The 12,863-nt window shown below is 38.5% G+C and carries 11 protein-coding genes; 8 read left to right on the top strand and 3 right to left on the bottom strand.

Annotation, left to right across the window (positions count from 1 at the left end; all coding sequences use genetic code 11):
* Nucleotides 1-108 (bottom strand): helix-turn-helix domain-containing protein (locus ETF27_RS05570; RefSeq protein ID WP_147785571.1); only part of this gene is annotated, 108 nt, incomplete at its 3' end.
* A gap of 801 nt (nucleotides 109-909) precedes the next feature.
* On the opposite strand from ETF27_RS05570, the gene ETF27_RS05565 reads away from it, so the two are divergent.
* The 7 genes from ETF27_RS05565 (at nucleotide 910) to ETF27_RS05535 (ending at nucleotide 9,491) form a co-directional block, all read left to right on the top strand.
* The gene (locus tag ETF27_RS05565; protein ID WP_309253870.1) at nucleotides 910-2,130 is read left to right on the top strand and encodes a YihY/virulence factor BrkB family protein; all 1,221 of its coding nucleotides are present in this window, start codon (nucleotides 910-912) and stop codon (nucleotides 2,128-2,130) included.
* Between the two features lie 262 nt (nucleotides 2,131-2,392).
* The gene (locus ETF27_RS05560; RefSeq protein WP_147785569.1) at nucleotides 2,393-3,115 is read left to right on the top strand and encodes a sugar phosphate nucleotidyltransferase; all 723 of its coding nucleotides are present in this window, start codon (nucleotides 2,393-2,395) and stop codon (nucleotides 3,113-3,115) included.
* The gene (locus ETF27_RS05555) at nucleotides 3,112-3,897 is read left to right on the top strand and encodes a hypothetical protein (protein ID WP_130829232.1); all 786 of its coding nucleotides are present in this window, start codon (nucleotides 3,112-3,114) and stop codon (nucleotides 3,895-3,897) included. Before ETF27_RS05560 ends, ETF27_RS05555 begins: the two co-directional genes overlap by 4 nt.
* On the top strand, nucleotides 3,894-4,862 hold the full coding sequence (locus ETF27_RS05550; protein WP_130829230.1) for a CDP-alcohol phosphatidyltransferase family protein: 969 nt from the start codon (nucleotides 3,894-3,896) through the stop codon (nucleotides 4,860-4,862). Before ETF27_RS05555 ends, ETF27_RS05550 begins: the two co-directional genes overlap by 4 nt.
* A 2-nt stretch (nucleotides 4,863-4,864) precedes the next feature.
* The gene (locus ETF27_RS05545) at nucleotides 4,865-5,614 is read left to right on the top strand and encodes an HAD family hydrolase (protein WP_130829228.1); all 750 of its coding nucleotides are present in this window, start codon (nucleotides 4,865-4,867) and stop codon (nucleotides 5,612-5,614) included.
* Between the two features lie 33 nt (nucleotides 5,615-5,647).
* Nucleotides 5,648-6,955 (top strand): inositol-3-phosphate synthase, encoded by a 1,308-nt coding sequence (locus tag ETF27_RS05540; protein WP_130829226.1) that lies wholly within the window; start codon nucleotides 5,648-5,650, stop codon nucleotides 6,953-6,955.
* A complete protein-coding gene (locus tag ETF27_RS05535) occupies nucleotides 6,939-9,491 on the top strand; it encodes a DUF5686 family protein (RefSeq protein ID WP_240048133.1) in 2,553 nt (850 codons plus the stop codon). Before ETF27_RS05540 ends, ETF27_RS05535 begins: the two co-directional genes overlap by 17 nt.
* Nucleotides 9,492-9,922: 431 nt before the next feature.
* On the opposite strand, the gene ETF27_RS05530 is transcribed toward ETF27_RS05535, so the two are convergent.
* On the bottom strand, nucleotides 9,923-10,114 hold the full coding sequence (locus ETF27_RS05530; protein WP_130829220.1) for a PG1828 family lipoprotein: 192 nt from the start codon (nucleotides 10,112-10,114) through the stop codon (nucleotides 9,923-9,925).
* Between the two features lie 573 nt (nucleotides 10,115-10,687).
* Between ETF27_RS05530 and ETF27_RS05525 the strand changes: the two genes are divergently transcribed.
* The gene (locus ETF27_RS05525; protein WP_130829218.1) at nucleotides 10,688-12,148 is read left to right on the top strand and encodes a S1C family serine protease; all 1,461 of its coding nucleotides are present in this window, start codon (nucleotides 10,688-10,690) and stop codon (nucleotides 12,146-12,148) included.
* A 97-nt stretch (nucleotides 12,149-12,245) separates the two neighbouring features.
* On the opposite strand, the gene ETF27_RS05520 is transcribed toward ETF27_RS05525, so the two are convergent.
* On the bottom strand, nucleotides 12,246-12,677 hold the full coding sequence (locus ETF27_RS05520) for a Fur family transcriptional regulator (protein ID WP_130829216.1): 432 nt from the start codon (nucleotides 12,675-12,677) through the stop codon (nucleotides 12,246-12,248).
* Nucleotides 12,678-12,863 lie beyond the last annotated feature (186 nt).

Here is a 12,863-nt window from a genome sequence, read left to right as displayed (position 1 = left end):
GGTACTTACAGACACGCCAATTGTCTCGGCTATAAAACTAAGTGAGAATTTCTTTTGGAGTAACACACTTATTGTGTATCTTTGCTCCGAGGTTAATTGTTTATACATTGCAATACAAAATTAGTTAATCTCAGGGAGAGGGACGAAAGTCTTTCTCCTTTTTTTTTGTATTGCTTAAGTTATCCGTCAATGCTCTTTGGGGGCTTCGCGCCCCCAGCCGCAAGGCAAACCTCCGCGGTGTTTTTCATAGTTATTGCACCCACAGAGATTTTGCACTTCTATTTGGAATTAGCAAGTACAGGGACGTTGAAAACATGAAAATTCTTCTCGGCGGTATGGGAAAAGTTCAATAATGTCCTAAATTTTCTTCACTCGTTCATTCAAAGCTTAGCTTTTGCACAGCAAAAGGTAAGCTATTGCAATGCAAAAGGTCATGAATCGGAGTGCAAAAGCTTAGCTTTTAAATCGCAATTAATATTGTCTTGATTATCAATAGATTACAGAGTGTGTCTCAGACACGGTTTTTGTAATATAATTTCGTATTGATAGGTGGACCGAATGTTCGCTATCAAGCGTCTGTTTATCATTATCTGAATACGAGTTGGAGGGGCATAATAATGCCAAATTTGGGATAAAGCTACAAAAGCAAAACAAGTAAAGTCCTAAATATCAACATATAGATAGTTCATTATCAAGAACTATCGTTATAAAAATCAAGAAAGTCAAGGCAATAAGTCGGAGTATTCATTATTTTTTCGTAAATTTGTAGTGAAAATCTAACACACGCTCACGTCGATGAAAATCAATTTAGCACGTATAAAACATTTTTTCAAGATTGGGATATGGAGAAAAGACAACAGCCTTTCCCCCGGTAAAAACTTTTTTATCCGGTTATTACAGAAATTATATTTGGCAATAAAGTTCTTTTTTGAACGTGGGCATATTGGCTATGCCACACAATTATCGTTCAGTACCATTCTTGCGATAGTTCCCATAGCTTCCATGATTTTTGCTATTGCAAACGGATTTGGTTTCGGTAAGTATATGGAGGAAGTTTGCAGAGATACTTTCTCTGGGCAACCGGCTGTGGCTGATTGGCTTATTCAATTGGCAAATTCCTATTTAGTTCATGCGAAAACCGGATTATTCATCGGTATAGGACTGATTTTCATGTTCTATAGTATCATCTCCTTGATAAATACAGTGGAGCAAGTGTTTGACTCTATATGGCAGGTAAAAGGCAGCCGGCCAATAGGAAGAATTCTCACAGATTACACCGCAATGATGTTTCTTGTGCCTATAGCCATCATTATCATGTCCGGATTGAGTATTTTCATTTACGGCTTTGCTGATCGACTAAAAGACTATTGGTTATTGGGGTCTGTGGCGACTTTTTCCATCCGATATGTTTTGCCATGGATGGTTATATCTATCATTTTCATCGTTCTTTTCATCTTCATGCCAAACACAAAGGTGAAGGCTACAAAAACGTTGCTGCCCGGAATGTTGGCAGGAGCTTTTATGTTGGTTTTGCAATGGATATATATACATGGACAAATATTTTTGACAAGTTATAATGCCATTTACGGTTCATTGGCAGCTCTCCCTTTATTCATGCTATGGATGCAAATTTCCTGGTATATCTGCCTGTTTGGAGCTGAGCTATGTTACACAAACCAGAATTTAGAGTTCTACGAATATCTCATTGATATGAAGGATGTAAGCCACGAGAACAGACTAATCATGAGTGGCATCATCCTAAGCCACATCTGTCAGAGGTTTTCGCTTGGGCAGCATCCTTACACCGCGTTGGAATTAAAAACAGTAACTAAAATTCCCATTCGGGTTACAACGGAAATCTTACATAATTTGTGCAATGTAAATTTAATAGCTGAAAACAATTCCATGGACACGACTGAAATAACGTTTTCACCCACCATGGATACGAACCAAATTACAATTGGAAAAATGATTACGCTGTTGGAATCTTATCCTAAAGACAAATATAACTATTTAAATTTGGACACTGCTCAAATCATTAGTCCCCATACCGCAAAACAGTTTGAGACGATTCGGGAGGATTATTTGCACAAATTAAATGACATTTCGGTAAAAGAACTTATCAGCTGAAGATGCTGTACAACCCGACAATATTAGGGAGATTATACATTTCAAGGAATTTTATTGTTTTCCATAATTTGTTTAGGAAAAATATAGTATCTTTGCATAAAATCTACCATTCACACCGTCACACAGTGTTGGTATCTAAGCATTATTGATACCGGTATGGTGAGAGCTTATTGTTACACAATAACTATGCTTGTAAAAACATTCGCAACAACTGTTACAACGCGCACATCATACCGATGCCTATAAAAAGAATATCGAAAATATGAAATATGCAATCATCGCGGCAGGAGAAGGTTCTCGATTGGCGAGTGAAGGAATAAAACAGCCCAAACCATTGGTGAAAATCAATGGTGAAGTTCTCATCGACAGATTAATAAGAATTTTCGGAAATAACGGAGCTACGGATATCCACATCATCTGCAATAGCGAGATGAAAGATGTAAGCAATCATTTGCAACAACTGAAACAAAGATTGATGGAAGAGTTGCACGTTCCCATTCATTACATCATCAAATCCACTCCCAGTTCCATGCACAGCTTCCATGAGCTAAGTAAATTTCTAAATAATGATCCTTTTATACTGACAACAGTAGATACGATATTCGATGAAAATGAATTTGCAAGCTATGTAAGCACATTCAAACAGGCTTGCAACGAAGGTGTCGATGCGCTAATGGGCGTAACAACCTTCATTGATGACGAGAAGCCACTTTATGTCGAGGTGGAAGAAGACAACAAAATAAAAGGCTTCTTCGATACGCAAGAGAATAATTGTGAATATGTTTCCGCAGGAGTTTACGGATTAACCCCCCAAACCATAGAAACACTTATCCGCTGTATTGAGAGTGGGAATAGTAGAATGCGCAATTTCCAAAGAGCATTACTACAAGACGGTTGGAATGTAAGAGCTTATCCATTTTCCAAAGTGTTGGACATAGATCATGCCAATGACATTATCAAGGCCGAAAAGTTCCTGAAGAAATGAAGGTAATAGCAATTCAAAGGGACGAGAGGTTCTCTCCAAACTCGGTAAAAAACGATAGGTTAATCCTCGAAATGGTATCACGATCGTTTAACGGCACCATATTCCCGGAAAAAGAACTTACACCAGAATCCATCCGCGATTGTGAACTAATTTTGAATATGGGAAGATTGCCTGAGACTTTGAATATCTTAAAAGATAAGTCGCCGGAAAACGCTCTGATACTGAATCCGGGAAAAGGAGTTGAACATTGCAAGAGAAGTCATCTTCAACAACTAATGCAACAATATGAAATTCCCATGCCACCACAAAAAGGAAGTCATGGTTTTTGGATAAAAAGAGGAGATGCCGCCGCGCAAACAAGAGAGGATGTGAAATATTGCGCTGATGACAATGAATTGAAAAATGCTAAGAAGAGGTTTGCAGACAGAGGAATTAAAGACATCATAGTTCAAGCGCACATCGAGGGTGATTTAATTAAGTTCTACGGAGTGGAAGGGAGTGATTTCTTTAAGATATACTATCCCGGAGACGATGGAATAACCAAATTTGGCGATGAGATGAAAAATGGAAAGCCCAAACATACTGACTTTAACAGGCAGCAACTTCGAGATAAATCCGAATTACTCTCAAAACTAACAGGAGTTCCCATTTATGGAGGTGATGCCATCATCAATAATCATGGAGAGTTTTTCATTATCGACTTCAATGATTGGCCAAGCTTCTCTCGTTGCAGGGAAGTCGCTGCGACAGCTATCGTGAATTATATAAAAAGAAAACAATGAAAGATAACAATATAGAGAGAAAAGGATTCAAAGAACTTTTAGCATCATCACTGAAGTCTGAAGACACCGAAGAATGGATTGACGTATATTTTACACGTCCGATAGGTTTGGCGTTTGCAATCTTTTGGAACAAACTGGGAGTAACCCCAAACGCAATTACTATTCTTTCAATTTTTTTAGGCGTTGCAGCAGGAGTGATGTTCTACTTCACAGACTTTGTGCATAATGTCTGCGGAGTTCTTCTCCTGATGTTTGCTAACTTTTGCGATTCTACAGATGGACAATTGGCAAGACTCACAAACCAAAAATCTATGATTGGACGTTGCCTTGACGGTTTTGCAGGAGACGTTTGGTTTTTTGCCATTTACTTGGCTATTGTCTTGCGCATTTGGCATCAACACATACCCGGAACAACTGAACCTTGGGGCGTGTATGGGCTTGCCATAGCAGCTTTGGCAGGAATTGTCAGTCATTCGCCACAAAGCTCCCTAAGTGATTACTATCGACAAATCCACCTCTATTTCCTGAAAGGAAAAGAGGGATCGGAACTCGACTCTTATGCGACAGAGCATGAAATTGTTGAGAGCTTAAAAGAAAGAAAAGGAATGTTTTGGGAAAAGGCATTTCACTCAAACTATCAAAATTATTGCAAAAGTCAGGAAAAAAGGACTCCTGAATTTCAAAAGCTGCGGAAAGAACTTAAAGAAAAGTTCCCAAATACCGAAAACATCCCACAAGCGTGGAAAGAAGAGTTTCTGAAGGAAAGTCGTTCATTAATGCCCATGACGAATTTTCTAACATTTAATTCGCGTGCCATCCTTATTTACATCACTTGCCTACTGAATTGCCCTTGGATTTATCTCTTTTTAGAGATAACGCTTTATAACATTATATATATGTATATGCACAAACGACATGAAGTTCTCTGCAAGAAAATGTATTTCAAATTAAACGATAATAGTTAGTCATGGAAACACAAGGATATATATTCGATTACGGAGGAACATTAGACACGGATGGCTGTCATTGGGGAAAGATGATTTGGCATGCTTATAAACGACAAAACATACCTATCAAAGAAGATATGTTTCGGAAAGCTTATGTTCATGCTGAGAGAATGTTAGGAAAACATCCCATCATTCAATCAGACTACACCTTTCTTAAAACACTGAAAACAAAGATCAGAATTGAATTTGAGTATCTGTTGCAAAAGAGAATTTTAACATCTTCCGATATTTCCTCTACAAGTTTGCAAAGTGCTGTCGTGACCGATTTGTATCATCATGTACAGAAAGTAACGGCAAAGAGCAGGAATATACTTTTAAATCTAAAAGAACGACATCCCATGGTGTTAGTGAGCAATTTCTATGGAAACATGTCCGTAGTACTTCACGAATTCGGATTGGACGATATATTCGACGATGTTGTCGAAAGTGCGATAGTAAAAGTTAGAAAACCTGATCCTGCTATATTTCAAATAGGTATCAATAAATTGAAAATGGAGCCGAAAAATGTTATCGTCGTTGGAGATAGCTATACAAAAGATATCTTACCGGCACACGAAATAGGCTGCAAAACTGTATGGTTAAAAGGCGAAGGGTGGACAGAAGAACAATATCCAAATTGTGTTGCAGATAAAATCATCACCCATCTTAAACAACTTACAGACAGACCATTAGGAAATAATAATAAAAATAACAATAAACAGGCGCAATAGCCGTTATTTAATGAACTTAAATACTGTAATAACATGAAACAGGAAAAAGTAGCCCCCGCAGAGGGCAAGTTAGGAATTATGGTGGTAGGTTGCGGTGCAGTATCCACAACTTTCATGACCGGTGTTTTAATGACACGGAAAGGGTTAGCAAAGCCTATCGGCTCCATGACCCAATACGACAAAATCCGCGTTGGTCGCGGGTCAGAGAAAAAGTATCTGCATTATAAGGACATTGTTCCGCTCGCTAACCTTAATGATATTGTGTTCGGCACATGGGATGTGTATCCGCAAAACGCTTATCAGGCAGCTGTCTATGCAGAAGTATTAAAGGCAAAGGACATAGAACCTGTTCGCGATGAGCTGGAAGCCATTAAACCATTAAAGGCTGCTTTTGATAAAAATTATGCAAAACGAATTGACGGGGACAACGTAAAAGACTGCAAAACCCGCTGGGATATGGTCGTGGAGTTAAAGAAAGATATTCAAGACTTCAAGAAGGCCAACAAATGCGACAGAGTTGTTGTAATCTGGGCTGCATCGACAGAGATTTATGTTCCTTATGATGAGCAAGTTCATAAAACACTATCTCAACTTGAAAATGCGATGAAGGCTGATGACCGCGAGCATATTGCACCTTCGATGTGCTATGCATACGCAGCATTAACCGAAAGCTGTCCGTTCATCATGGGTGCTCCCAATACTACCGTTGATATTCCGGCTATGTGGGAACTTGCAGAAAAAACAAAAATGCCTATATCAGGTAAAGACTTCAAAACAGGTCAGACCCTCGTAAAATCTGGTTTTGCACCTATCATCAAGACACGTTCCTTAGGTTTGTCTGGCTGGTTCTCAACAAATATTCTTGGCAATCGCGATGGACTCGTATTGGATGAACCTGCGAATTTCCACACAAAAGAAGTGAGCAAACTCTCTACACTCGAGACAATTTGTAAAGCAGAAGATCAACCGGATCTCTATGGCAATATTTATCACAAAGTCCGCATCAACTACTATCCACCACGCAATGACGATAAAGAAGGATGGGATAATATCGATATATTCGGCTGGATGGGCTATCCTATGCAAATAAAGATTAATTTCTTATGTCGCGACTCCATATTGGCAGCTCCGCTTTTGCTTGATCTCACCTTGCTAAGCGATTTGGCTGCTCGAGCAGGCAGATATGGAATACAGCGATTCCTAAGTTTCTTCCTAAAGAGCCCGATGCATGATTTTACCAAAGGGGAAGAAGCAGTAAACAATCTCTTTCAACAATACACCATGCTCAAAAACGCCATCCGCGAAATGGGTGGTTATGAAGCAGATGAAGAAATCGATTAAAACTCTATTTACACTCTTGCTTTTCTGGACATTGGCATTTACTGCCAGTGCCCAGAATTTAAATTGCATTGTTGTTGATGCTCAAACAAATGACAACATTGGATTTGTCAACGCATTTTACAGCAAATTAGGAGTTTCCACATCAGCTGATTCAGTTGGTAATTTTTCTATTTCCAGACACAATGGAGAGATTCTGACAGTTTCAACAATTGGTTACAAACCAAGAAAAATTAAAATCACCAATAAAACTCCTAACAAATTAGTCATCAGGCTGGTAAGCGACGCAAAACAACTTGAGGGAGTTGTCGTGAAGGCAAAGCGTCGCAGAAAATATACAAGGAAAAACAATCCGGCGGTAGAACTCATGAAGAGAGTTATTGCCGCAAAGGAAATGACTCATTTGGAAAATCACGACTATTATCAATACACCAAATATCAAAAAATAACCATGGCTTTAAACAACCTAACCCCTGAAGATATGGAAAGAGGGGTGTTTGAGAAAGCTCCATGGCTGAAAGACCAAGTAGAATTATGCCCCTATAACGACAAACTTATTCTTCCGTTTTCTATTGACGAAACGCTTACCCAACATATTTATCGAAAAAGTCCCAAAAACGAAAAAGACATTATCAAGGGACAAACCACCAAGGGTATTTCAAAGCTAATTCAAACCGGCAGCATTATTAATACAATGGCAAAGGATGTGTTCAAAGACATCAATTTATACGATGATCAAATCGCGTTTCTCCAATCGCGCTTCCCCTCACCCATTGGTTCAACTGCCATTTCTTTTTATCATTTCTACATTGATGATACGGTAATGGTAGATAACGATCAATGCATCCGCTTGCAATTTATGCCCGCGAACCAACAGGATTTTGGATTTCGTGGTGAACTTTATATACTAAACGACAGCTCTTTACACATTAGAAAATGCGATATGCAGCTTCCAACCAATACTGGAGTGAATTTTGTGGATGCCATACGATTTCAGCAGGAATACACAAGGCTTCCCAATGGAGATTGGGTTTTGACCACAGACAACATGATAGCAGAGTTACAATTAACCGACTTACTGAGAAGAGTTATCATCATTCGCACAACTGGTTTGAAAGATTATTCGTTTACCCCCATTGATAATCACCTCTTTAAAGGAAGAGCTAAGCTATTCTATGACCCGGATGCCAAAATGCGCAACGAAGAATTCTGGAGCCAAAACCGAACTAAGGAACTTACAAAAAGTGAAGAAAACATGGAATCTTTCGTTTCGCGCATGGGTCAAACCAAGAACTTCAAATGGGTAATGTTCGGCATTAAGGCACTTGTGGAGAACTTTGTAGAAACCGGTTCCTCAACAGCTCCAAGCAAAGTTGATATTGGTCCCATAAATGCGTTCATATCAAAGAACTATATAGACGGCATTCGTCTAAGAGCAGCAGCACGTACAACTGCAAAATTAAATCCTCATTGGTTTGGGGATGTTTATTATGCGTATGGCACAAAATCCAAGAGACATTATTATGGTGCAAAGCTAATTTACTCATTTAACAAACCAGAATACCAGCCCATGGAGTTTCCCATGCGTACGCTCTCCGTGGAGTCGTACAGAGATATTGAGTCGCCTTCTGATAAATTCCTCATACACAATAAAGATAACATTTTCATGACTTTCAAACCCATGAAAGTAGAGAAGATGTATCTTTACGATAGGCAACTGATCAACTTCACATGGGAAACCGACTATGGACTTGCCACCAGTTTTAGGTTTTCAACAGAAAACAATCGGTCAATGGGAAAGCTAATCTATGAGAAGATGGATGGCACAATTGTAAAGAACATACGAAACACATCATTTACCATCGGATTGGATTATCGTCCCGGACAAAGTTACATTAATACAAAACAACATCGCCGGGAGGTAAATCTTGACGCACCTCAATATGTGATTACCCATACCATGGGGATAAAGAATTTTTTAGGTTCGGATTTTAAGTATAACCTAACGGAATTATCAATCTACAAAAGGTTTTGGATGGGTAGTTGGGGATATATTGACACAAGAGTGAAAGCGGGTGCGCAATGGAACAAAGTGCCCTACCACCTCCTGATTATGCCCCCTGTAAACACCTCATATTTCGAGCACCAAGGAACATTTAACTTGATGGAGAACATGGAGTTCTTGAATGACCGCTACACTCAATTCAACTTGGCATGGAATCTTGAGGGAAAGATTTTCAACCGCGTACCGTTACTCAAGAAATTAAAGTGGCGAGAGTATATCGCCTTTAAGGGAATGTGGGGACATCTTACCGATAAAAACAATCCGATGCTGAAACAAAATGCCAACGATCCGATACTCTATCGCTTCCCAGAAGACACAAGAATAATGTCCAACGACCCTTATTTGGAACTTGTCTTGGGGGTTCATAATATTCTTAAATGCCTTGAAGTGGATTATATCCGCCGACTTACTTACACTAATCTACCGGGAATATCTACACAAGGCATCAGGTTCGGTTTTAACTTGGTGTTTTAATACCTCATCAACGTGAAATGACCTTAGAATTTTCGAGATTTACAAGAGATAAGCTTTCGCGATACAAAAACTCATGTATTGAAGTATCACGGCGATATGGGAAAAGTTCAATAATGTTCGAAATATTCTCATTCATCTATCCAAAGCTTACCTTTTGTTCCGTAAAAGCTAAGCTTTTGCATTGCAAAAGGTTATGAATTGGAGTGCAAAAGCTAAGCTTTTAAAAACACGGGGTAGGATGTTTTGTAAATGCTTGATAACCAGGTGCTTATTTTTTTTCATCGAAGAGCCTTTTTCGGTGTTCGATGTTCTTATGTCGGGAGCACTGAAATGTAATGAGAAGGAGCGATTTTCATAGGCACAAAAAAAGAGAAGAATAATAAATATTCTTCTCTTTAATAAATTTCTTTACTCTGTTCGAGTTGCTTCGATTATTCAGCAACAGTAGAATCAGCCGGAGTAGCAACAGAGTCAGCCTGTGTAGTGGTAGAATCCATTGAATCAACATTTTCTACTGTGTCGTTTGCCAATGAATCAGCGTCAGCAGCTGGTTTAGCATTGTTACCACAAGAAGCGAATGAAATAGCTGCTACAGCTACGAACATTAAAATTACTTTCTTCATTTTCTTTGCTTTTTTAAATCTGTAAAACAATCATTTGTTTATTAAAACACTGCAAAGGTAAGTATTTTTTTGATATGACATATACTTTTTACGTTTTTTTTTTGATTGTATTTGTAACATTTCGGTAATTTATTGATAATCAGAGTAATAACGATTGAGCATTGATAGTTAAATAATGTTATTAACTTTTTCTTCGTTTATTCCTCCCTTTATTTGTTAGTTTTTGAACAAATCGATTTTCAATTTATCTTTGTTTGTTCAAGGCAATTATTCGCAATAACGTTTTTGCACTTTGCGCTTCTTTTTCTTTGGCGTATTAATATCCGGTTCCTCTACGTACATGCGATATCTTTGAATGATTTGCCTTGTTTTCATGTTGAATGAATGTAAAATTTGGTTGTAAACAAATTAAGAGCAGTTAAGTAGCAAATTAAATTGTTAAAATCGAATAAAGAAGTATGACAAGATTTCAGTTTTACATTTTTTGGGTCTATATTTGCAATGGTTTTAAGACGATAATCATTTCTATAATACACGTAGAGTCATAAAGATAAAAATTAATAATTGAAAGTTATGAGAAAATTAGGAAAGTTTTTAGTTGGTGCTTCCTGTGTACTTGCATTGGCATTCTCCACGGGGGCTTTTATTAAGGTGTATGGCGCACAGGCATCAGTTGCAGCTCCCGGTCAGCCGGTAGATTTGACTTATGCGGCAGATAAGGCTTTGCCGGCTGTGGTTCATATAAAGTATGTACAAAATTCAAAAATTAGGACGGTGGAAGTACCGGACAATCCCTTTGGAGACTTTTTCGATTTCTTTGGGTTTGGCAATCCCGGTGGTAATGGTTCTCGCAGGCAGCAAGTCCAAACACCCAAGCGGATGGCTACAGGCTCCGGGGTTATCATATCGACGGATGGTTACATCGTAACAAATAATCATGTGGTTGATGGTGCGGATGAACTGACTGTAACCCTGAATGATAATCGTGAGTTTTCGGCTCGCATCGTAGGCACTGACAAAAGCACAGATTTGGCATTGCTTAAGATAAATGGAAAGAATCTTCCCACACTCCCTATTGGTGATTCAGACAAACTGAAGGTTGGAGAATGGGTCATTGCTGTGGGCAATCCCTATAATCTTAATAGTACGGTAACTGCCGGAATCGTTAGTGCCAAAGCACGTGGTTTGGGGGCAACGCCTAACGGGATAGAGAGTTTCATTCAGACTGATGCTGCCATCAATCAAGGTAATTCAGGAGGTGCGTTGGTAAATGCACAGGGAGAGCTTGTGGGCATTAATGCCATGCTTTATTCGCAGACCGGTTCCTACTCGGGTTATGGCTTTGCCATTCCTACCGCGATTGTAACGAAGGTTGTGGATGACATAAAAAAATATGGTAGTGTTCAGCGCGTAATTTTAGGAATCCAAGGTGGGGATGTAATTAATTACATTAATGAACAGAAAGAAAAGGGTAAAGAGGTGGACTTGGGAACGAATGAAGGTGTTTATGTTGCCGAGGTTCAAGAAGATGGTAATGCAAAAGATATTGATTTGCGTTCCAATGATGTCATTATAAAAATTGATGGTAATAAAGTTTCCAAGATGTCGGAACTACAACAATTGCTAAACAGTAAGCGACCGGGAGATAAAGCTTCAATCACCTTCCTTCGCAACAAAAAAGAAATAACGAAGAGTATCACACTGAAAAATGCACAAGGAACAGTTAAACCCATCGAACAAGCGGATATTGATATTTTGGGTGGACAATTCCGTCCTATTACCGATAGTCAAAAGAAACAACTGAATATTACCTATGGACTTGAAGTTATTAAGGTAAACAGTGGAGTAATGAAAAATTCCGGCATTGGTCGAGGATTTATCATTCAGAAAGTCAATGATTCGATAATCAAGAGTATAGATAATTTGCAACAGGAGGTAAAGGCGGCTTCAGTAAGTAAAGAACCCGTGCTTTATATCCAAGGTATTTATCCTACCGGAAAGAAAGGCTATTTTGCAGTTCCTTTAGCTGATTGATGTAAAGTGATTTTACAATAATAAAACCTCACTGTGCTTGTTTTGATACAATAGCAGTGAGGTTTGTTTTTATCTTTTTACTTTGCTCTTGGCGCAATTATGAGATTTCTTGTTTGTATGCTTTTTGACATTCGGGACAGATTCCTTTATAATATAATTGAATGTCATCCACCACAAAATCTTTCATAGCTTGACTATCGATAGTTGGCGGTATTACATCATGGAAATCAAATACTCTGCCACATCGTTTGCAATAGAAATGCGCGTGCGGATGAGTGCTTCCATCGTAGCATACTCGATGTTCGTCAATGGTAATCATCAATGCTGCTCCTTTCTCGGAAAACATACGCAAGGTATTATAAATCGTTGTGCGGCTTACTGTAGGAATCTTTTTCTTTAAGTTCACATATACTTCGTCTATTGTGGGATGTGTATGGTGTGTTAAAAGATATCGCATGATTTCCATGCGCTGGATGGAGGGACGTATCCCACAATCTAATAATTTTTGATAAGCTGGATCTGTGTTCATCTTTAACTTTTAAAATATGTGCAAAAGTAACAAATATTCTTTTTAACTCCAAATAAAATCTTGGAAACATTACAAAAACGTTTCATCCAACTGAAATTCAGTTTGAAGAGTTTTCCGAAGAGCTAATTAGTTAGTTCCTAATCAGCAGAAAAGAGAAAAGTCTATTATCAATCTTTGATGATAATA

Origin of the sequence: Prevotella brunnea (assembly GCF_008016795.1) — a bacterium.
Classification (GTDB): domain Bacteria; phylum Bacteroidota; class Bacteroidia; order Bacteroidales; family Bacteroidaceae; genus Prevotella; species Prevotella brunnea.
This window is presented reverse-complemented; position numbering and strand designations above follow the sequence as displayed.